A 20,143-nucleotide genomic window follows, 5' to 3' on the forward strand; every position below is an offset into this window, starting at 1 on the left:
CCGCACCCCCGGGGGCGCCGGGTCACCCATCCGGTTGTGCACCAGATAATTTCGCGGCCGACGAATCCGGATCGGCGGTGGCCCCCGAAGACCGTTCGTGACGACGTCCTTGACGGCCCCGGGCAGCGCCCCGGAGGACCACGCCGAGCAGCCTCGCGGCCGCCGCGCCCTCGCGGCCCTGGCCGGGCTCCTCGCCGCCGCCGTCGCCCTGGGCGTCGCCGAGCTCGTCGCCGGGCTCGTCGGCCCCGCCTCCTCGCCGGTCATCGCGGTGGGGGACGCGGCGATCACGCTCACCCCGGAGCCGGTCAAGGCCTTCGCGATCCGCACGTTCGGTGAGAACGACAAGATCGCGCTGGTCGTCGGCACCCTCGTCGTCATCGCGGTCTACGCAGTGGTCGTCGGCCTGGTCGGGCTGCGCGACCGCCGGCTCGGCGCCCTCGGCATCGCGCTCTTCGGCGGCATCGGCGTCCTGGCCGCGCTCACCCGCCCGGCGGGCGGCCCCCTCGACGCGCTGCCCTCGCTCTTCGGCGCCGTCGCCGGCGTCGTCGCGCTGCTCGCCCTCCTGGCTCCCCTCCAGACCCCTGCGCCGTCCGCCGCCGCAGCGGCACCCGACGACGCCCGGCACGCGGACGAGCGGGTGGTCGACCGGCTGCGCGAGGTCCTCGGCTCGACCGACCGCAAGGGTGCCGGGCTGGACCGGCGGCGGTTCTTCCTCACCGGCGGCGTCGCCCTCGGCGCGGCCGCCCTGACCGGCGGGGGAGGCCGGCTCCTCCAGCGGCGCTTCGACGTCGCCGCCGACCGCGCGGCGCTCGAGCTGCCGTCGCCGACGTCCCGCGCGGCGGCCCTGCCCGCCGGTGCCGACCTCGCCGAGGACGTCGACGGCCTGACCCCGCTGTTCACCGGCAACGGCGAGTTCTACCGCGTGGACACGGCGATCACGGTCCCGCGCATCCGGCCCGCCGACTACCGCCTGCAGATGGCCGGCATGTTCGACTCGCCCCGCAGCTACACGCTGGCGGACCTCTTCGAGCGCGACGACGTCATCGAGCGCGACATCACGCTGACCTGCGTCTCCAACGAGGTGGGCGGCACGCTCGCCGGGACCGCCCGGTGGATCGGCGTCCCGCTCGCCGCCCTCCTGGAGGAGAACGGCATCCGCCCGGGCAGCGACCAGCTGCTCTGCCGGTCCGAGGACGGCATGACGATCGGCGCCCCGACCCGGAACGCGCTCGAGGTCGAGGACGCCATGCTCGCCTTCGGCATGAACGGCGAGCCGCTGCCCGTCGAGCACGGCTTCCCGGTGCGCATGCTCATCCCCGGCCTCTACGGCTACGTGTCGGCGTGCAAGTGGCTGGTCCGCATCGAGGCCACCACGTACGACGCCGTCGACGCGTACTGGACCGAGCGCGACTGGGCGGCCGAGGGCCCGATCAAGATCGCCTCCCGGATCGACACCCCGGCCCCGCTGCGCACCTTCCCGGCCGGCCGGCGCGCGATCGCCGGCGTCGCCTGGGCCCAGACCCGCGGCATCGCCAAGGTCGAGGTGCGCGTCGACGAGGAGGACTGGGCGGAGGCCGAGCTCTCGCCGGAGGTCGACGCCGACCTGTGGCGGCAGTGGGTGCTGCCCTACGACTTCGCCGCCGGCCGGCACTCGATCACCGTGCGCGCCACCGGCGCCGACGGCGAGGTGCAGACCGAGGAGCGCGCGGCGCCCTTCCCCGCCGGATCCAGCGGCTGGCACACCGTCCAGGTGGTCGCCGGCTGACCCCAGACCCGCCCCGGCACCCGCCGGGACGAGATACTCCGGACCGCTCCCGCGGACCGGCGCACCACCCGCCCGCGACAATGCGGTCGCACGGACAGGACAAGGAGCACCATCACCGTGAAGAGCAACCTCCTCACCCGCGGCGTCCTCATGACCGCCGTCTCCACCCTCGCCATCACGCTCACCGCCTGTGGCTCGGACGACTCGTCCGACAGCAGCGCCTCGGCGGACACGAGCAGCAGCATGGAGTCGTCGGCGCCCGAGAGCAGCGCGGAGCCCATGTCCGACGAGCCGTTCGGCGCGGGCTGCTCGGCGGTCCCCACCGAGGGCGAGGGCAGCTTCACCGGGATGACCGACGACCCGGTCGCGACGGCCGCCAGCAACAACCCGGCGCTGTCGACCCTCGTGCAGGCCGTCACCGCCGCCAACCTCGGCGACACGCTGAACACCACCGACGACATCACCGTGCTGGCCCCGGCCAACCCGGCCTTCGAGGCGGTCCCGGCCGACGCGCTCAACGCCCTGCTGGCCGACACCGCCATGCTGACGACGGTGCTCACGCACCACGTCATCCCGGGGCGCCTGACCCCGGAGGAGCTGGCCGGCACGCACACCACGCTGAACAACGACGAGGTCACCATCGAGGGCTCGGGTGAGAACTTCACCATCGCCGGCGAGGGCACCGTCGTGGGCACGGAGGCCTCGGTGATCTGCGGCAACGTGCAGACCGCCAACGCCACCGTCTACATCATCGACCAGGTGCTGAAGCCCGCGGGCATGTGAGCCGCAGCGCCTGAGGGCCGTCGCCCGACTCCGGTCGGGCGGCGGCCCTTCGCCGTCCCTGTCTAGGGTCGGCCCCATGACGGCTCCCGCCACGCTGCCCGACCGTGACCGCCTGCTCGAGCTGATCGTGGAGCTCGCCGTCGTGCACGGGAAGGTCACGCTCTCGTCGGGGCGGGAGGCCGACTGGTACATCGACATGCGCCGGCTGACGCTGCACCACGAGGGCGCCCCGCTCGTGGGCCGCGTGATGCGGCAGCTGACCCGGGACCTGCGCTACGACGTCGTCGGCGGGCTGACCCTGGGCGCGGACCCGGTGGCGACGGCGATGCTGCACGCGGCGGCCGACGGCGAGGGCTTCCTGGACGCCTGCGTCGTCCGGAAGGCGGGCAAGGCGCACGGCCTCCAGCGGCGGATCGAGGGCCCGGACGTCGAAGGCCGGGCCGTGCTCGTCGTCGAGGACGTCTCCACGACGGGCGGCAGCCCGCTCACCGCCGCCGAGGCGCTCCAGGAGGCCGGCGCCGAGGTCATCGGGGTCGCCGTCATCGTCGACCGCGGCGGCCGCGAGGCCGTGGAGAAGGCCGGCTTCGAGTACCGCTCCGCCTTCACCCTCGCCGACCTCGGCCTCGAGTAGCCACCTGTGCCGAGATCACGCGATCTCGGCACATCGACCGGGCTGAGCCGCCGAGACCGCGGGATCTCGGCGGTGATGGGGCCGCGAGCTCCAGTCTCGTACGGTGTGACGGTGACCACTTCGTGGGTCGCCGAGCTGCAGGACGCGCTCGGCGCCGACAGCGTCCTCACCGATCCGGAGGTCACGGCCGCCTACGCCCGTGACCAGGCGATGCTCGCTCCGGCGGGCACGCCCGCCGCCGTCGTCCTGCCGCGGACCACGGACGACGTCGTGGCCGTCATGCGCACCGCCTCGCGGCACGGCATCCCGGTGGTCCCGCGCGGCGCGGGCTCCGGGCTGGCGGGTTCCAGCAACGCCGTCGACGGTGCGATCACCCTGGTGATGACCCGGATGGACGCCGTCCTGGAGGTCTCGCCCGCGGACCGGCTCGCCGTGGTCCAGCCGGGCGTGGTCAACAAGGCGCTGCGCGACGCCGTCGCGGGGGCCGGGCTCTTCTACCCACCGGACCCGTCGAGCTACGACTGGTGCACGATCGGCGGCAACCTCTCGACCAACTCCGGCGGGCTGTGCTGCGTCAAGTACGGCGTCACCACGGACTACGTGCTCGGCCTCGAGGTGGTGCTCGCCGACGGCCGCGTGCTGCGCACCGGCCGGCGGACGGTGAAGGGCGTCGCGGGCTACGACCTGGCCCGGCTGTTCGTGGGCTCGGAGGGGACGCTCGGCGTCATCACCGAGGCGACGCTCGCCCTGCGCCCCGCCCCGCAGCGGCCGGTCACGCTGGCCGCCACCTTCGCGACGACGGCGCAGACCGGCGAGGTGGTCGAGCGCGTCGTCACCACCGGCCTGGTGCCCAGCCTGCTGGAGGTCATGGACAACACCTGCATCTGCGCGGTCGACGACCTGCTGAAGGCCGACCTCGACCGCTCCGCCCGCGCGCTGCTGGTCGCGCAGTCCGACGCCGGGGGCGAGGCGGCCGCGCGCGAGATCGAGGCGCTCGCCGCGCTGTGCCGCGAGGCCGGGGCCGAGTTCGTGCACACCACGGACGACCCGGCGGAGGGCGACCTGCTGCTCCAGGCCCGCAGGGTGGCGCTGCCGGCGCTCGAGCAGCTGGGCAGCACGCTGATCGACGACGTCGCCGTCCCCCGCTCGCGGATCGCCGCGTTCCTCGACGGCTGCGACGCGATCGCCGCCGCCCGCGCGCTGACCATCGGGGTGGTCGGGCACGCCGGCGACGGCAACATGCACCCGACGATCTGCTTCGACCCGTCCGACGCCGACCAGCGCGAGCGCGCGTTCGGCGCCTTCGACGACATCCTCGAGCTGGGGCTGTCCCTGGGCGGCACGGTCACCGGCGAGCACGGGGTCGGCGCGATCAAGGTCGACTGGCTGGAGCGGGAGATCGGGCCTGTGGCGCTCGACGTGCACCGGGCGATCAAGGACGCCCTCGACCCGGCCGGCCTGCTCAACCCGGGCAAGGTGTTCCGGCGCGCGGCGGTGTGTGACCTCGCCGCCGTGGGTGAACTCGGCGGTCGCTGACCTGCCGGTCGACGCCCTCGGGTGACACGCTGTGGGCGTGGAACGGCTGGTGGTCATCGGGGGCGACGCCGCAGGCCTGTCCGCGGCCGCCCAGGCACGGCGCCTGCGGAAGGCGGACGACCTCGACGTCGTCGTCCTCGAGCAGGGGCCGGAGATCTCCTACTCGGCGTGCGGCATCCCGTACTGGATCGGCGGGCTCGTCGAGGACCGCGACCAGCTGCTCGCCCGCGCCCCGCACGAGTTCGCCGCCCAGGACATCGACGTGCGGATGGGTACGCGGGCCGAGGGCATCGACCTCGCGGCCGGGGAGGTCGTCGCCGCGGGCGGCGAGCGGCTCGGCTACGACCACCTGGTGGTCGCCACCGGCGGCAAGCCCTTCCGGCCACCGGTGGCCGGTCTGGACGCCGACGGCGTGCACGGCGTCCACCGGCTGGCCGACGGCGCCGACATCCGGGCGGCCATCGCCGCCGGGGCGAAGCGGGCGGTGGTGCTCGGCGGCGGCTACATCGGGCTGGAGATGGCCGAGGTGCTGCAGACCCGCGGGCTCGAGGTCACCGTCGTCCTCGCCGACCCGCTGCCGATGGCGCAGCTCGACGACGACATGGGGGAGCGCGTCTGCGCCGCCATGTGCTCGGCCGGGATCGACGTCCAGCCGAACCAGCCGGTCCGGGAGATCGAGGTGGGGCCGGACGGCGCGGTGCGCGCTGTGCGCACCGACGACGCGGCGTACGACGCCGACCTCGTCGTCCTCGGGCTCGGCATGGGCCCGGAGACGACGCTGGCGCGCGAGGCGGGCCTGGCCCTCGGCTCGACCGGCGCGATCGACGTCGCGCACACCCAGCGCAGCCGCTCGCACCCCGAGGTGTTCGCCGCCGGTGACTGCTCCCAGACGTTCCACCGCATCACCGGTGAGGCGATCCACGTCGCGCTGGGGACGCACGCCAACAAGCAGGGCCGGGTCGCCGGGTCGGTGATCGGCGGCCGGCCGGCGCGTTTCGCCGGCGTCCTGGGGACGGCGATGACGAAGGTGGGCGACCTGGAGGTCGCCCGCACGGGGCTGTGCACGACGCAGGCCGAGGAGGGCGGCTACGACTACCGGACGGAGCTGATCGAGTCCTCGACGCGGGCCGGCTACTACCCGGGAGCCGCGCCCATCGCCGTCAAGATCATCACCGAGCGCGGGTCGGGGCTGCTGCTGGGCGCCCAGATCGTCGGCGGGCCGGGCAGCGGCAAGCGGATCGACGTCTTCGCGACCGCGATCTGGGCCGGGATGACCGCCGAGACGCTGGCCGGGTCCGACCTCTCCTACGCCCCGCCGTTCTCACCGACCTACGACCCGGTGGTGGTGGCCGCGCGCGTCGCCAGCCGCATCGAGCAGGGGTGAGAGCGCCCCGGCGTCCCGGACCGGGCGGTCCGGCGGAATACTGATCATCGAGCAGCGCCGAATCCCAACCGAGGAGTGCCCCGCATGCCCATCGCGACCCCCGAGGTCTACGCCGACATGATCCGCCGGGCCAAGGAAGGCGGGTTCGCCTACCCGGCGATCAACTGCACCTCGTCCGAGACGATCAACGCGGCGCTGCGCGGGTTCGCCGACGCGGGCAGCGACGGCATCATCCAGTTCTCCACCGGGGGCGCCGAGTTCGGCTCCGGCACCCGGGTCAAGGACATGGTCACCGGCGCGGTGGCCCTGGCCGAGTTCGCCCACGTCGTCGCCGAGAAGTACCCGGTGAACGTGGCGCTGCACACCGACCACTGCCCCAAGGACAAGCTCGACGGCTACGTCCGCCCGCTGCTCGCGCTGTCGAAGGACCGCGTCGACGCCGGCCAGGAGCCGCTGTTCCAGTCGCACATGTGGGACGGCTCGGCGATCGACCTCGACGAGAACCTTGACATCGCCGAGGAGCTCCTCGAGAAGGCCGCCGCCGCGAAGATCGTGCTCGAGGTCGAGATCGGCGTCGTCGGCGGCGAGGAGGACGGCGTAGCCCACGACATCAACGAGAAGCTCTACACCGCCGAGGGCGACTTCGTGGCCACCGCCCGCAAGCTGGGCCTCGGCGAGCGGGGTGTCTACCTGCTGGCGGCCACCTTCGGCAACGTGCACGGCGTCTACAAGCCCGGCAACGTCAAGCTCCGCCCCGAGATCCTCAAGCAGGGGCAGGACGTCGTCGCCAAGGAGTTCGGCACCTCCGACGACAAGCCGTTCAACCTCGTCTTCCACGGCGGCTCGGGCTCGGCGCAGTCGGAGATCCGCGAGGCGCTGTCCTACGGCGTGGTGAAGATGAACGTCGACACCGACACCCAGTACGCCTTCACCCGTCCGATCGCCGGGCACATGTTCTCCAACTACGACGGCGTGCTGAAGGTCGACGGCGAGGTCGGCAACAAGAAGACCTACGACCCGCGCAGCTACCTCAAGGCCGCCGAGACCGGCATGGCCGCGCGCATCGTCGAGGCGTGCGAGGACCTGCTGTCCGCCGGCCAGTCGCAGGCGGGCTGATGTCGCACTCCCACGGCAACCTCCTGGGCGAGCCGGACCCCACGCTGCTGCCGGGCAACCCCGAGGCCGAGCGCGAGCTCGCCGAGGGGACCCCGGCCGCGGAGGTCGCCGCCCACCACCCGACGGTGAGCGCCGCGTGGGCCGCGCTGGCCGAGGCGGCGATCGACCGTCCCGAGCGGCAGCTCACGGACACGATCGAGGCCTACGCCTACGCGCGCACCGGGTACCACCGCGGCCTCGACGCCCTGCGGCGCAACGGGTGGAAGGGCTTCGGCCCGGTCCCGTGGTCGCACGAGCCCAACCGCGGGTTCCTGCGCTGCGTCACGGTGCTGGCGAAGGCCGCCGAGGCGATCGGCGAGCACGACGAGCACCAGCGCTGCATCACGCTGCTGCGCGACTGCGACCCCACCCTCGCCCCCTGACCGCTCACGGTCGGTAACACCCGGTTCCGCTGGCCGCGTACGTCTGACCAGCGGGTTCGTCGCCAAAGGTTTCCCGGAGGACCGTGACGGTCATCACTATCCGTGCACGGCGCCGACCAGGCGCCCACCGGAATGGGGATGAGCAATGGTGACCCTGTTGTGGATCCTTGCCGTGATCCTGGTGATCGCCGGGATCTTCGCGATCATCCGCGGTCAGCTGCTGTGGGGCATCGTCCTGATCATCGTGGGCCTGCTCGTCGGCCCGGGTGGGGTGAGCGTCTTCGCCTGAGCGCGCCCCGGGCCCTCCGGGGCCCGGGGCTACCGCTCGCCGAGCTCCGGGTGCAGCGCGGTGAGCGCCTCGGTGAGGGTGCTCAGCTCCTCACCCCCGGCCATCAGCGCGGTCAGCACGTCGGCGTCCACGTCGTCCCGGGTGAGGTTCCCGGCCACCTGGCCGCCGGCCAGCAGCAGGAAGCGGTCGCCGATGAGGTGCGCGTACCGCGGGTTGTTGGTGACGACGACGACCGCGAGGCCCTGCGCCCGCGCAGCCAGGATGGCCTGCCCGAACAGCGTCTGGCGGGCGATCGTCATGGGCGCCGTGGGCTCGTCGATGACCAGCACGCGCGCGCCGAAGTAGAGGGCCCGCGCGACGGCCAGGCTCTGCCGTTCCCCGGCCTGCAGCGCGCTGGCCGGCTGGTCGGGATCGAGACCGGGGACGCCGACCCGCGTCATCTCCCGCCGGGTCACCTCCCGGGCGCGCTCGAGGTCGAGCCGGCGCAGCGGCCACACGCCGCGGGTCGGCTCGGCGCCGAGGAAGAAGTTCCGCCAGACCGACAGCAGCGGGGCGACGGCCAGGTCCTCCCACACGGTGGCGATCCCCGCGGCGCGGGCCTGGGCGGGGGAGCGGAAGCGGACCGGCCGGCCGTCGAGCCGCAGCTCGCCCTCGTCGTGCCGCCGCAGCCCGGAGAGGACGGCGACCAGCGTCGACTTGCCGGAGCCGTTCTCGCCCAGGACGCAGGTGATCTGCCCGGCCGGCAGGACCGTGCTCACGCGGGACAGCGCGGGCACGTTGCCGTGCCGCACCGTGACGCCGCGCAGCTCCACCACCGGCACGGGCGGACCCCCCGTCTCGGCCGTCGCGCCGCTCACGACCGGGGCACCGCCTTCAGCCGCCGCCGCACCACGCCGTTGGCGACCAGGGCGACCAGGAGGAGCACGCCGAGCAGCGCCTGGAACCAGCGGGGGTCCCAGCCGGCCAGCGAGATGCCCTGCCGGGCGACCCCGTAGAGGAGGGCGCCGATGGCCGCCCCGACCGCCGACCCGTAGCCGCCGGTGAGCAGGCAGCCGCCGATCACCGCCACGACGACGAAGTCGATGCTCGTCCCCAGCCGCGCGTTGGTCACCGTCACGCTCTCCAGCCGCAGCAGGCCGAGCGTCCCGATCAGCCACCCGGCGCCCGCGCTGAGGCAGAAGAGCGTGATCGTCGTCCGGCGGACCGGGACGCCGAGCTCCCGCGCCGCCGTGCGCGCCCCGCCGCTGGCGAAGACCGCGTTGCCGAACTTCGTCCGCCAGAGCCCCCAGCTGGCCAGCGCCGTCACACCCAGCCACCACAGCACCGACACCTGGAAGCGCGCCCCGCCGATCTCCGCCGACGACCCGAACAGCGCCGCCGCGGACTCCCAGCCCGGCGCCTGGTCGAGCCCGCTCACCTGGGTGGAGCCCACGATCGCCTCGAAGCCGGCCAGGGAGGTGCCCTGGAGCACGAGGAACGTGGCGACGGTGACCAGGAAGCTCGGCAGCCCGGTGTTGACCACGAGGACGCCGTTGACCACTCCCAGGGCGAGCGAGGCGGCCAGCGAGACGAGCAGCGCCGGCCAGGTCGGCCAGCCGGCCGGGCCGATCAGCAGGGCGGTGAGCAGGGCGCTGGCGACCGCGACGACGCCGATCGAGAGGTCGAACTGTCCGGCCACGAGCAGCAGGGCGACCGCGACGGCGCCGATGCCCAGCGGGGCGGCGACGTCCAGCACCCCGGCGGCACCGGCGGCGGTGAGCAGGTCGGGGGACTCGATGCCGAAGACCAGGAGCACGAGGAGCAGGCCCACGAGCGCGGGCAGGCTGGGCCGGGCGAGCGCGCCCCCGAGGACCCGGCGGCCGCGGGAGAGCGGGACCGGTGCGCTCAGCGTGGGCAGGCGATCGGAGATCACCGGCACGCCTCGCGGCGGATCCCGGTCGGGGTGCGGGACGACGGCAGCGGGGACCTCCTCGGCGCGGTGATCGGACCAGTGTCCACGACCCGCCCGGTGCTCCGCAGCGACCCGCCCAGGTGTCAGGGCCGGAGCCGCCAGCGGACCCGGTCGTCGGCGTACCAGGTCCAGCGGTGCACCGGCCGGGGGAACGGGACGCCGTCCCGGGTGATCCGGGCCGGGTCGGAGGCGATCTGCAGCGCCCGGCCGCTGGTCTGCCGGGTCGGGCGCAGCGGCTGGAGCATCACCGTGACCCCGATGGTGTCGACCGCCCGCCAGTCGGGCCGGACGTCGATCCGGGTGATCTCCCCGTCGGCGACCTTGATGTCGTCGTGGTGGGCCTGCAGCCCGATCCGCCGGCTCAGCGACCGGCGGCCGTCGCCCGCCGCCTCGACCCGGCCGTGGTGCAGGAGGACGCCGCCGTGGTCGTCGCGCACGAGGCAGAGGTCGCGGGGCCCACCGGTGCCGACGCCGATGTCGCGGGCCAGCGCCAGCGAGGCCTTGTCGCCGGCGGGCTCCCAGGCCACCGGGACCTGGGCCGTGCGCTGCGCCTTGAGCAGCACGGTGAGGACGGCGGCGAGGCCCGCCACCGGACCGCGCACCCGCAGCGACTCCGCTTCCGCGGCGGCCGCGACGTCCTCCGGACGGGGGGCCTGGCCGGGGTCCAGACGGCGGAGATCCAGCTGCACGTCGGGCATGCCGATACCCTGCCACCTGGCTCTCCGGGACGTCCGGGTGCCGGAGTGCAGAGGAGAACCAGGACCCGATGCCGGCTGTCGTGCTGATCGGTGCCCAGTGGGGCGACGAGGGCAAGGGCAAGGCCACCGACCTCCTCGGCGGCCGCGTCCCCTACGTCGTCCGCTACCAGGGCGGCAACAACGCCGGCCACACGGTGATCACGCCGGACGGCGAGAAGTACGCGCTGCACCTGATCCCGTCGGGCATCCTCACCCCCGGCTGCACGCCGGTCATCGGCAACGGCGTGGTGATCGACCCCGAGGTGCTGATCGGCGAGCTCGCCGGCCTGGACGAGCGCGGCGTCGACACCTCCCGCCTGGTCATCTCGGCGGACGCGCACCTGATCATGCCGCACCACCGGGCCCTGGATAAGGTCACCGAGCGCTTCCTGGGCAAGCGCAAGATCGGCACCACCGGCCGTGGCATCGGCCCCGCCTACGGCGACAAGGTCGCCCGCACCGGCATCCGCGTGCAGGACCTCCTGGACCTCTCGATCCTCCGGCAGAAGCTCGAGGGCACGCTCCAGGAAAAGAACCAGATCCTGGTCAAGGTCTACAACCGCAAGGCGATCGACGTCGACGAGGTCGTCGAGGAGTACGCGGGATACGCGGAGATCCTCAAGCACCGGATCGCCGACACCCGCCTGCTCCTCGGCAACGCCCTCGACAAGGGCGAGTGGGTGCTCCTGGAGGGCTCCCAGGGGACGCTCCTGGACGTCGACCACGGCACGTATCCGTTCGTCACCTCGTCCAACCCGACGTCGGGCGGGGCGGCGGTCGGCTCGGGCATCGGCCCGACCCGCATCGAGCGGGTCGTCGGCATCCTCAAGGCCTACACCACGCGCGTCGGCTCCGGGCCGTTCCCGACCGAGCTGCACGACCAGTGGGGCGAGTACCTGCGCAAGCAGGGCGGCGAGGTAGGCGTGACCACAGGGCGCGACCGGCGCTGCGGCTGGTTCGACGCCGTCATCGCCCGGTACGCCACCCGCGTCAACGGGATCACCGACTACTTCCTCACCAAGCTCGACGTCCTGTCCGGCTTGGAGACGGTGCCGATCTGCGTGGCCTACGACGTCGACGGCGTCCGGCACGACGAGATGCCGATGACGCAGACCGAGTTCCACCACGCCACGCCGGTCTACGAGGAGATGCCGGGCTGGTTCGAGGACATCCGGAACTGCCGCACGTTCGACGAGCTGCCGGCGAATGCCCAGGCCTACGTCAAGCGCCTGGAGGAGCTCTCCGGTTCGCGGATCAGCGTGATCGGCGTCGGCCCCGGCCGCGACGAGAACGTGGTGATCAACGACCTGATCGGCTGAGCCGCCGGGCTCGGCGAGGCTGCGGGACGGTCCCCGCCGGGGGGGCTGCCCCGAGCAACTCGTCGATGGCCTGGGCGGCGTGCTCGGGGGAGTCGGTGATCAGGCCGTCGACGCCGAGGGCGAGCAGCTCGCGGGCCACGCCGATCGCGTCCCCCTGCGCGTCGGGCACCGTGCCGATCCGCAGGTGCTCGGGCAGGAAGGCGTTCTCCGCCCGCAGGGTCCAGGTGAAGACGGCCAGCGCCGCACGGTGCGCCTCGGCGACGAGCGGCGAGCTGCCGGCCACGAGCCCCCGGAAGACCCGCTCCACGCTCGGGGCGATGCCCTGCGCGTAGGTGGAGATCTCGCGCAGGCCGGACGGGGTGACCATGCGGTCGCCCTCGGCGTGGTCGTCGACGAGCTGGATGAGCTGGGGGCCGTGCTCGCCGAGGCTGGCGCGCAGGTCGCGCAGGACGCCGGCGTCGAAGGACTGCACCATGACCGGGCCGTGCTCGTCGGCCGCCCCCAGGCGGCGCAGCTCCTCGGTCACGAGCTCGGCCATCGGCAGCCCCTGCTCGGCGGACCAGCCGGGGTGCTTCAGCTCGGCGAGCACGCGGATCTGCCGGTCCGGGGTCGACCGGGTGGCGGCCAGGTCGACCACCTCGGCCAGCGTGAGGATCCCGAACTGGCCGTCGTAGGCGGCGTTGAGCGGGCGGTACTCGGGCATGCGCTCGACGGCGCGCAGGGTGCGCAGCTCGGCGAGGGCGAAGTCCTCGGCGAACCAGCCGGTGCACTGCTCGTCGCCGACGACCTTGGTGGTCCGGCGGGCGGCGAACTCGGGCCGGCTGCTCACGTCGGTGGACCACGAGAGCTCGCTCTCGTGGCGGACGACGAGGACGCCGTCCCGGCTGACGACGACGTCGGGCTCGATGACCTCGGCGCCGAGGTCGATCGCGAGCTCGTAGCTGGCGGTCGTGTGCTCGGGGCGGTAGGCGGGGGCACCGCGGTGCCCGATGACGACAGGACGGGGAAGGCGGGTCGCGTGGCGCTCTGCCAGCGACTCGGTCGCGCGCATGTCCTTCACGGAACCTTAATCGGATTGATACCGGGTGAACTGAAGCGAACGCGTCGCGCACAATTCGAAAGACACAACGCTGACCAGCGCTGCACCATGCGCACCGTGACCGATCTCTCAACCCTCGGGTGGGACAGGAGTGACGAACCGCCATCCGGCTCCGTCCTCGCCCGCGTCGCCCGCGTCGACCGCGGCCGGCTCACCGTCCTGACCGCCGACGGCGAACGGCGTGCCGTACCCGCCAGAGCGCTGCACGAGAGCGAGCTGGGCGGGCCCGCCGTCGGCGACTGGGTGGTGCTGCGCGGTGAGCTGGCCACGGAGATCCTCCCCAGGCGCAGCGCCTTCGTCCGCACCATGGCCGGCCGGACGTCGGCGGCCCAGGTCGTGGCCGCCAACGTCGACGTCGTGCTGGTCGTCGACGCGCTCACCGGTGACGCGCGGCTGCGCCGCGTCGAGCGGTACCTCGCCGTCGCCTGGAGCAGCGGCGCCACGCCCGTCGTGGTCCTGACCAAGGCCGACATGTGCGACGACGTGCCCGCGGCGGTCGCCGCAGTCCGGGAGGACGCCATCGGCGTCGACGTGCTGCCCGTCAGCTCGGTCACCGGTGAGGGGCTCGACGCCGTCCGCGCGCTGCTCGGCCCGGGCCGGACGGCGGCCATGGTGGGCCCCTCCGGCGTGGGCAAGTCCAGCCTCGCCAACGCGCTGGCCGGCCGGTCGGTCGCCGGCACCCACGAGATCCGCGAGGACGGCCGGGGGAGGCACACCACCACGGCGCGCGAGCTGCACGTGCTGCCCGGCGGCGGGCTGCTCGTCGACACCCCCGGCATGCGCGAGCTCGCCCTCTACGACGACGAGGACGGCATCGGGACCGCCTACGCGGACGTGACCGAGCTGGCCGAGGACTGCCGGTTCCGCGACTGCGGCCACCGGGGCGAGCCCGGGTGCGCCGTCGCCGCGGCGATCGACGACGGCCGGCTCGACCCCGCGCGCTTCACCGCCTGGCGCAAGCTCCAGGCGGAGGCGCACCGCCAGCGGCTGCGGGTCGACGCCCGCGCCCGGGCGGAGGAGCGCGCGCGGCTCCGGTCCTTCCACCGCGCGCTCAAGGACCAGCCCAACCGGCCGCGCGTGTAGCGCGCTCGGTAGCGTCGCCAGCCGTGCGCGTACTGGTGATCGGCTCCGGTGCCCGGGAGCACGCCCTGTGCGTCGCTCTGTCCTCCGACCCCGCGGTGAGCGCCCTCGCCTGCGCCCCCGGGAACGCGGGGACCCGTGCCGTCGCGGAGCCGCTCCCCGTCGACGTCGCCGACCCTGACGCCGTCGCGGCCCTCGCGATCGCGTGGCGGGCCGACCTCGTCGTCATCGGGCCCGAGGTACCGCTGGTCCACGGGGCGGCCGACGCCGTCCGCGACGCCGGCATCGCGTGCTTCGGCCCCTCCCAGCAGGCCGCGCAGCTGGAGGGCAGCAAGTCCTTCGCCAAGCACGTGATGGACGCCGCCGGCGTCCCGACCGCGCGCGCCTGGCCGGTCGGCGGGCCGGCCGAGCTGGAGACCGTGCTCGACGAGGTGGGCGCGCCGTACGTCGTCAAGGACGACGGCCTCGCGGCGGGCAAGGGCGTCCTCGTCACCGACGACCGCGATGCGGCGTCCGCGCACGGGCGCCGCATCCTCGACGCCGGGGGAGCGGTGCTCGTGGAGGAGTACCTCGACGGCCCCGAGGTCTCCCTGTTCGCGATCACCGACGGGACGACGGTGCTCCCGCTGGTCCCCGCCCAGGACCACAAGCGCCGCGACGACGGCGACGGCGGCCCGAACACCGGCGGGATGGGCGCGTACGCCCCGCTGCCGTGGGCACCGCCCGGCCTGGTCGAGGAGGTGCTCGCGACGGTGCTGCAGCCGACCGTCGACGAGATGGCCCGCCGCGGCGAGACCTTCAGCGGCCTGCTGTACGCCGGCCTCGCGCTCACCTCACGCGGCGTGCGCGTGGTCGAGTTCAACGCCCGCTTCGGCGACCCGGAGACCCAGGTCGTGCTGCCGCTGCTGGAGACGCCGCTGGCCGGGCTGCTGCACGCCGCCGCCACCGGCACCCTCGCCGAGCACCCGCCGCTGCGCTGGCGGGAGGGCGCCGCGGTGACCGTCGTCGTCGCCGCCCCGGGCTACCCGGAGGCGCCGCGGACCGGCTCGCCGGTCACCGGGGCCGAGGGCGAGGGCGTCCTGCACGCCGGTACCGCGGTCGCGGCCGACGGGACTGTCGTCTCCGCCGGCGGGCGGGTGCTCTCCGTCGTCGGGCTCGGCCCCGACCTGGCGGCAGCCCGGCAGGCCGCCTACGAGCGGGTGGCGGCGGTCCGGCTGGCCGACGCCCACTGGCGCACCGACATCGCGCTGGCCGCCGTCGAGGGGCGGATCACCCCCTAGCCGTCACCGCCGGGCGGGCCCGGTCGGGCCGCGGCTCCGGCGGCCGGGGCCCCTCGTGGCGGCGGCTGAGGTAGGTGCCGGCGACGTTCACGCAGGCCACCGTCGGGACGGCGATGAGCGCGCCGAAGATCCCGCCGATCAGCAGGCCGGCCGCGATGGCGAGCACGACCGCGAGCGGGTGGACGTGCACCGCCCGGCCCAGCAGCAGCGGCTGCAGGACGTGCCCCTCGAGCTGCATGACCAGGACGACGATCGCGAGGGCGATCAGGGCCTTGACCGGGCCGACCGAGACCAGGGCGACGAGCACCGCGACCGATCCGGCGAGGAACGAGCCGATGATGGGGATGAAGGCGCCCAGGAACACGAGCGCGGCCAGCGGGATCACCAGCGGCACGCCCAGGATCGCCAGGCCGATCCCGATGCCGACCGCGTCCACGAGCGCGACGACGACGGTGGCCCGGACGTAGGAGATCAGCGTCCGCCACGATCGCCGCGCCGCCTCGTCGAGGTACGCCCGGGCGTCGCGCGGGAACAGGCCGACCAGCCAGAGCCAGATGGACCGGCCGTCCTTGAGGAAGAAGAAGAGCGTGAAGAGCGCGAGGACGATCCCGGTGAAGACCTCGCCGACCGTCACCGCGGTGGTCACGGCGCCGGTCGCGAGGGTCTCCTCGTTGCTGACCAGGAAGTCCTGCAGCTGCCCGACCGCGTCCTCGAGCTGGTTGCGGGTGATGGGGAAGGTCCGGACGACAAAGCCCTCGACCTCCTCCAGGCCCTGGCTCACCTGGGCGGCGAGGTCGGAGAAGCCCGCGGTGAAGCGCTCGACGACCAGGGTGATGATCCCGGCGACGACCGCTAGGCCGACGAGCAGCATCGCCGAGGCCGCCAACCCCTTCGGCCAGCCCCGCCGGTGCAGGGCGGCGGCGCCGGGCTGCAGCAGCGCCGCCAGCAGCAGCGCCACGATCACCGGCACGATGACGACCGCGACGTAGGCGGCGGCGTAGAGCAGCACGTAGAAGCCGGCGATCACGACGATCAGGCGCCACGACCACGCCGCCGCCGCCCGCAGGGCGAACGGGACACCGTCCTCGGCTCCGTGGGGAGGTCGCGGGGGGCGGGGCTCCGGACGCCGGCGGCGCCCGCCCTCGGGTGTCGCCGGCTGGGGCGGTCCGCTGACCCCGCCCGGGCCCACGGCGCCGTCCAGGTCCGGGGCGCCGGGCTCGGGGCTGCCGAGCGGCGGCTCGCCGTCGTCGTCGTCGGGGCCCCGCACGAAGTCGATCGGCTCGGGTTCGCCGTCGTCGTGGTGGTGGTGCCAGCCGTGCGGGTCGTGCTCCCGGGCGGCCCGGATCCGCTCGCGGGCACGGGTGGTGAGGTCGCGGGCGCGACGCCGCATCGCTCACCTCCAGGTGGGGGCCGGTCATGATCACGCTAGCCCTGCGGGAGGATGTACCCGTGGCGCGACGAGCAGAGCAGTGGCAGGCGGTACCCGCATGATCGAGCGCTACACGCTCCCCGAGATGGGCCGGGTCTGGAGCGACCAGCACAAGTACGAGCTGTGGTGCCGGGTCGAGACCCTCGTGCTGGAGGCGCACGCCGCCGCCGGGCGGGTGCCCGCGGACGTCGTCGAGCCGGTGCGCAACGCCCCGCCGCCGACCCCCGAGCGGGTGGCGGAGATCGAGGAGACGACGCAGCACGACGTCATCGCCTTCCTCACCGCGTGGGCGGACAACACCGAGCCCAGGTCCGCCGCCGCGTACGTGCACCACGGCATGACGTCGTCCGACCTGCTCGACACCGCCCTGGCGGTGCAGCTGACCGACGCCACCGACGTGCTGCTGGCGAAGGCCGACCGACTGGTCGCCGCCCTGCGGGACCACGGCCTGGCGCACCGGGACACGATCAAGGTGGGCCGCACGCACGGCGTGCACGCCGAGCCCGACGTCTGGGGCCACCGCGTCGCCGACCTCGCCTTCGCCGCCGCCCGCTCCCGGGACCGGCTGCGCGCGGCGCGGGAGCGCGTCGGCGTCGTCGCCATCTCCGGCGCCGTCGGCACGTACTCGCTGATCGACCCGTCGGTCGAGGTGCACGTCGCCGAGGCCCTGGGGCTGCGGGCGGCCGACGCCTCGACCCAGGTGGTCATCCGCGACTCGATCAGCGAGTGGGTATCGGCCCTGGCGATCATCGCGACGGTCTGCGAGGCGGTCGCCCTCGAGGTGCGGCACGGGCAGCGCACCGAGGTGCGCGAGCTGTCGGAGGCGTTCGGCGCGGGCCAGAAGGGCTCCAGCGCGATGCCGCACAAGAAGAACCCGATCCGCTCCGAGCGCATCGCCGGCCTCGCGCGCGTCGTGCGGGCGGCGATCGTGCCGGTGATGGAGGGCATCCCGCTGTGGCACGAGCGCGACATCTCGCACTCGTCCACCGAGCGGGTCTTCCTCCCCGACGCCGCGATCACCACCGACTACCTGCTGAACCTGACGGCGGGCCTGGTCGAGAACCTGGTCGTCGACGTGCAGCGCATGCGCGACAACCTGGAGTCCACCGGCGGGCTGATCTACACGTCGTCGGTGCTGCTGGAGCTGGTGGAGGGCGGGCTGTCCCGCGAGGACGCCTACGCGCTCGTCCAGTCGGCGGCGATGGAGACGTGGAACATCGGGACGCCGTTCCGCGAGACGCTGCGCGCCCGGGCCGCGGCGTCCTCGGTGACGCTCGACGAGGCGCGGCTGGACGAGATCTGCCGGCCGGAGCGCTACGTGGCCAACCTCGGGCCGCTCTTCGACCGGCTGGCAGCGCTGAAGTGATCGATCTGCCGCTCGTCGCGCGCGGCAAGGTCCGCGAGATCTACGACGCCGGAGACGACCGGCTGCTGCTCGTGGCCTCGGACCGCATCTCGGCCTACGACCACGTGCTGCCCACGCCGATCCCGGACAAGGGCCGGGTGCTCACGCAGCTGTCGGTGTGGTGGTTCGAGCAGCTCGCACCGGTGCTGGCCGACTTCGGGGCGTCGCACCACCTGGTGTCGGCCACGGACGTGCCGGCCGACGTCGCGGGGCGGGCGATGCTCGTGCGGCGGCTGGAGATGCTGCCGGTGGAGTGCGTGGCCCGAGGCTACCTCTCGGGGTCGGGGACCGTCGAGTACCAGCGGACCGGGTCGATCCGGGACGTCGCGCTGCCGGCCGGGCTCCTCGAGGGGTCGCGGCTGCCGGAGCCGGTGTTCACGCCGTCGACCAAGGCGGAGATCGGCGAGCACGACGAGGCGATCGACTTCTCCGCGGTGGTCTCCGCGGTCGGCGCCGACCGGGCCGAGGAGCTGCGCGTGCTGACGTTGGCGCTGTACCGGCGCGGGGCGGAGCTGGCCGAGGCCGCGGGGATCGTCCTGGCCGACACCAAGTTCGAGTTCGGCGTCGCGCCGGGCGGCGGCCTGGTGCTCGGCGACGAGGTGCTCACACCCGACTCGTCGCGCTTCTGGCCGGCCGCGACCTGGTCACCCGGGTCGGTGCAGCCGTCGTACGACAAGCAGTACGTCCGCGACTGGCTGACGTCGTCCGGCTGGGACCGCGTCTCGCCCCCGCCGGAGCTCCCGGACGACGTCGTCGCCGCCACCCGCGAGCGCTACGTCACCGCCTACGAGCAGCTCACCGGCCTGCGCTTCACCTGACCCCTGCCCCTTGCCGAGATCACGTGATCTCGGCACATCAGGGCCCCCTGAACCGCCGAGATCACGTGATGTCGGCGGGGTTGTGGACGGCGGGGGCGGGCACCGGGCCGCCTGCGCGAGGGTGCCGTGGTGCCACAGCCGCGTCGACCCGTCGTCCGCCTGACCGGTCCGGTCACCAGGAGCGCCGCCCGGGCGGCCGGCATGGACGACCGTCAACTGCGCGAGGGCGGGTTCGTGCGGCTCTCGCGTGACACCTACGTGCCGCGCTCGCTGGCCGAGGACGTCGATGCGCGGCTGGCCGCAGTTCTCATGACGGCGCCAGCTGGTTCCGTCGCGAGCCACCGCGCCGCGGCAGCGATGTGGGGGATCGAGATCCCGCTGGTGGACCGGACCGACCGGCGGGTGGACCTGATCGCCCCGGGCCCGGGGCGAGCCGAGAGCAGGGCCGACCGCCGCCTGCACCGGCTCTCGCTGGCGGATGACGAGTGCACGCATCGACGTGGTCAACCGGTGACCACTCCGGCGCGGACCTGGCGGGACCTCGCTGCGGTTCTCGAGCCACCGTCCCTGCTCGCGGTCACGGACCAGGTCATCCGCGGCCTCGCTGGAGCCGCCGACCTCGCCGCGCAGCTCCGCCGGCATCCGCGCGGGCGCGGCTGCGCCAGGGCGGGGAAGGTGCTACCCCTCGCCGATCCGCGCGCCGAGTCGCCGATGGAGTCCGTGGTCCGTTGGCTCTTCCACGCCGGCGGCCTGCCGGCACCGGAGCTCCAGTACGTCGTCCGTGATGCGCGTGGCGCGTTCGTCGCCCGCGCGGACTTCGCCTGGCCGGCCCACCGGGTGCTGGTCGAGTTCGACGGCGAGGTCCACCGGGAGCGCGAGGTGTTCGTGAAGGATCTGCGGCGGCAGAATTTGGTGGTCGCGTCGGGGTGGACGATCCTCCGGTACACGTCGGCCGACGCGCTGGGGCGGCCGGACGACCTGGTCAGCGAGGTCCGTTCCGCCCTCCGCTCATGACGAGATCACGGGATCTCGGCGCATCAGGGCTCGCGATGTGCCGAGATCGCGCGATCTCGTCAGAGCAGCGGCAGAGTGGGGGCGA

General features: G+C 74.0%; 19 protein-coding genes. 14 read left to right on the forward strand and 5 right to left on the reverse strand.

Annotated features, from left to right (window positions below; translation table 11 throughout):
* Positions 1–97: 97 nt before the first annotated feature.
* The 8 genes from ACI78T_RS00740 (at position 98) to ACI78T_RS00775 (ending at position 7,926) form a co-directional block, all read left to right on the forward strand.
* Positions 98–1,765, forward strand: a complete 1,668-nt coding sequence (locus ACI78T_RS00740; RefSeq protein ID WP_456556180.1) for a molybdopterin-dependent oxidoreductase — start codon at positions 98–100, stop codon at positions 1,763–1,765.
* A gap of 117 nt (positions 1,766–1,882) precedes the next feature.
* Complete coding sequence (locus ACI78T_RS00745; RefSeq protein ID WP_456556181.1) at positions 1,883–2,548, forward strand: fasciclin domain-containing protein; 666 nt, start codon at positions 1,883–1,885, stop codon at positions 2,546–2,548.
* Between the two features lie 76 nt (positions 2,549–2,624).
* Entirely contained in the window at positions 2,625–3,179 is a 555-nt protein-coding gene (gene pyrE / locus ACI78T_RS00750; protein WP_456556182.1) for an orotate phosphoribosyltransferase, read from the forward strand.
* Between the two features lie 111 nt (positions 3,180–3,290).
* Entirely contained in the window at positions 3,291–4,715 is a 1,425-nt protein-coding gene (locus tag ACI78T_RS00755) for an FAD-binding oxidoreductase (protein ID WP_456556183.1), read from the forward strand.
* Between the two features lie 37 nt (positions 4,716–4,752).
* Complete coding sequence (locus ACI78T_RS00760) at positions 4,753–6,099, forward strand: FAD-dependent oxidoreductase (RefSeq protein WP_456556184.1); 1,347 nt, start codon at positions 4,753–4,755, stop codon at positions 6,097–6,099.
* A gap of 84 nt (positions 6,100–6,183) precedes the next feature.
* Positions 6,184–7,215: a class II fructose-bisphosphate aldolase gene (gene fbaA, locus ACI78T_RS00765; protein ID WP_456556185.1), complete on the forward strand. Its 1,032-nt coding sequence runs from the start codon at positions 6,184–6,186 to the stop codon at positions 7,213–7,215.
* A complete protein-coding gene (locus ACI78T_RS00770; RefSeq protein ID WP_456556186.1) occupies positions 7,215–7,637 on the forward strand; it encodes a DUF3151 domain-containing protein in 423 nt (140 codons plus the stop codon). The genes fbaA and ACI78T_RS00770 overlap by 1 nt, the downstream gene beginning before the upstream one ends.
* 145 nt (positions 7,638–7,782) lie before the next feature.
* Complete coding sequence (locus tag ACI78T_RS00775; RefSeq protein ID WP_456556187.1) at positions 7,783–7,926, forward strand: GPGG-motif small membrane protein; 144 nt, start codon at positions 7,783–7,785, stop codon at positions 7,924–7,926.
* Between the two features lie 29 nt (positions 7,927–7,955).
* Here ACI78T_RS00775 and ACI78T_RS00780 read toward each other — a convergent pair whose 3' ends face one another.
* The 3 genes from ACI78T_RS00780 to ACI78T_RS00790 form a co-directional block, all read right to left on the reverse strand.
* Positions 7,956–8,783, reverse strand: a complete 828-nt coding sequence (locus ACI78T_RS00780) for an ATP-binding cassette domain-containing protein (protein ID WP_456556188.1) — start codon at positions 8,781–8,783, stop codon at positions 7,956–7,958.
* Positions 8,780–9,838, reverse strand: a complete 1,059-nt coding sequence (locus ACI78T_RS00785) for an ABC transporter permease (protein WP_456556189.1) — start codon at positions 9,836–9,838, stop codon at positions 8,780–8,782. The genes ACI78T_RS00780 and ACI78T_RS00785 overlap by 4 nt, the downstream gene beginning before the upstream one ends.
* A 122-nt stretch (positions 9,839–9,960) precedes the next feature.
* Entirely contained in the window at positions 9,961–10,575 is a 615-nt protein-coding gene (locus ACI78T_RS00790) for a hypothetical protein (protein WP_456556190.1), read from the reverse strand.
* Between the two features lie 68 nt (positions 10,576–10,643).
* Between ACI78T_RS00790 and ACI78T_RS00795 the strand changes: the two genes are divergently transcribed.
* Positions 10,644–11,933, forward strand: a complete 1,290-nt coding sequence (locus ACI78T_RS00795; RefSeq protein WP_456556191.1) for an adenylosuccinate synthase — start codon at positions 10,644–10,646, stop codon at positions 11,931–11,933.
* Here ACI78T_RS00795 and ACI78T_RS00800 read toward each other — a convergent pair.
* A complete protein-coding gene (locus ACI78T_RS00800; protein ID WP_456556192.1) occupies positions 11,914–12,984 on the reverse strand; it encodes a glycerophosphodiester phosphodiesterase family protein in 1,071 nt (356 codons plus the stop codon). The genes ACI78T_RS00795 and ACI78T_RS00800 overlap by 20 nt on opposite strands.
* A 96-nt stretch (positions 12,985–13,080) precedes the next feature.
* Here ACI78T_RS00800 and rsgA point away from each other — a divergent pair, with 96 nt between their 5' ends.
* Both rsgA and purD read left to right on the forward strand, forming a co-directional pair.
* A complete protein-coding gene (gene rsgA, locus ACI78T_RS00805) occupies positions 13,081–14,115 on the forward strand; it encodes a ribosome small subunit-dependent GTPase A (protein ID WP_456556193.1) in 1,035 nt (344 codons plus the stop codon).
* Between the two features lie 23 nt (positions 14,116–14,138).
* Entirely contained in the window at positions 14,139–15,392 is a 1,254-nt protein-coding gene (gene purD, locus ACI78T_RS00810; protein WP_456556194.1) for a phosphoribosylamine--glycine ligase, read from the forward strand.
* Here purD and ACI78T_RS00815 read toward each other — a convergent pair.
* Entirely contained in the window at positions 15,382–16,782 is a 1,401-nt protein-coding gene (locus ACI78T_RS00815; RefSeq protein WP_456556195.1) for an AI-2E family transporter, read from the reverse strand. The two genes, purD and ACI78T_RS00815, sit on opposite strands and share 11 nt — an antisense overlap.
* A 97-nt stretch (positions 16,783–16,879) precedes the next feature.
* On the opposite strand from ACI78T_RS00815, the gene purB reads away from it, so the two are divergent.
* The 3 genes from purB (at position 16,880) to ACI78T_RS00830 (ending at position 20,058) form a co-directional block, all read left to right on the forward strand.
* The gene (gene purB / locus ACI78T_RS00820) at positions 16,880–18,187 is read left to right on the forward strand and encodes an adenylosuccinate lyase (RefSeq protein WP_456556196.1); all 1,308 of its coding nucleotides are present in this window, start codon (positions 16,880–16,882) and stop codon (positions 18,185–18,187) included.
* On the forward strand, positions 18,184–19,044 hold the full coding sequence (locus ACI78T_RS00825) for a phosphoribosylaminoimidazolesuccinocarboxamide synthase (protein WP_456556197.1): 861 nt from the start codon (positions 18,184–18,186) through the stop codon (positions 19,042–19,044). The genes purB and ACI78T_RS00825 overlap by 4 nt, the downstream gene beginning before the upstream one ends.
* 129 nt (positions 19,045–19,173) lie before the next feature.
* Complete coding sequence (locus ACI78T_RS00830; protein ID WP_456556198.1) at positions 19,174–20,058, forward strand: endonuclease domain-containing protein; 885 nt, start codon at positions 19,174–19,176, stop codon at positions 20,056–20,058.
* Positions 20,059–20,143 lie beyond the last annotated feature (85 nt).

Source organism: Blastococcus sp. SYSU D00922 (assembly GCF_054050495.1).

Coding starts and splice junctions, on each gene's coding strand:
- ACI78T_RS00795 (WP_456556191.1), top strand. CDS start 10,644: ATGCCGGCTGTCGTGCTGATCGGTGCCCAGTGGGGCGACGAGGGCAAG.
- rsgA (WP_456556193.1), top strand. CDS start 13,081: ATGCGCACCGTGACCGATCTCTCAACCCTCGGGTGGGACAGGAGTGAC.
- ACI78T_RS00815 (WP_456556195.1), bottom strand. CDS start 16,782: ATGCGGCGTCGCGCCCGCGACCTCACCACCCGTGCCCGCGAGCGGATC.
- ACI78T_RS00770 (WP_456556186.1), top strand. CDS start 7,215: ATGTCGCACTCCCACGGCAACCTCCTGGGCGAGCCGGACCCCACGCTG.
- purB (WP_456556196.1), top strand. CDS start 16,880: ATGATCGAGCGCTACACGCTCCCCGAGATGGGCCGGGTCTGGAGCGAC.
- pyrE (WP_456556182.1), top strand. CDS start 2,625: ATGACGGCTCCCGCCACGCTGCCCGACCGTGACCGCCTGCTCGAGCTG.
- ACI78T_RS00775 (WP_456556187.1), top strand. CDS start 7,783: ATGGTGACCCTGTTGTGGATCCTTGCCGTGATCCTGGTGATCGCCGGG.
- ACI78T_RS00800 (WP_456556192.1), bottom strand. CDS start 12,984: ATGCGCGCGACCGAGTCGCTGGCAGAGCGCCACGCGACCCGCCTTCCC.
- fbaA (WP_456556185.1), top strand. CDS start 6,184: ATGCCCATCGCGACCCCCGAGGTCTACGCCGACATGATCCGCCGGGCC.
- ACI78T_RS00790 (WP_456556190.1), bottom strand. CDS start 10,575: ATGCCCGACGTGCAGCTGGATCTCCGCCGTCTGGACCCCGGCCAGGCC.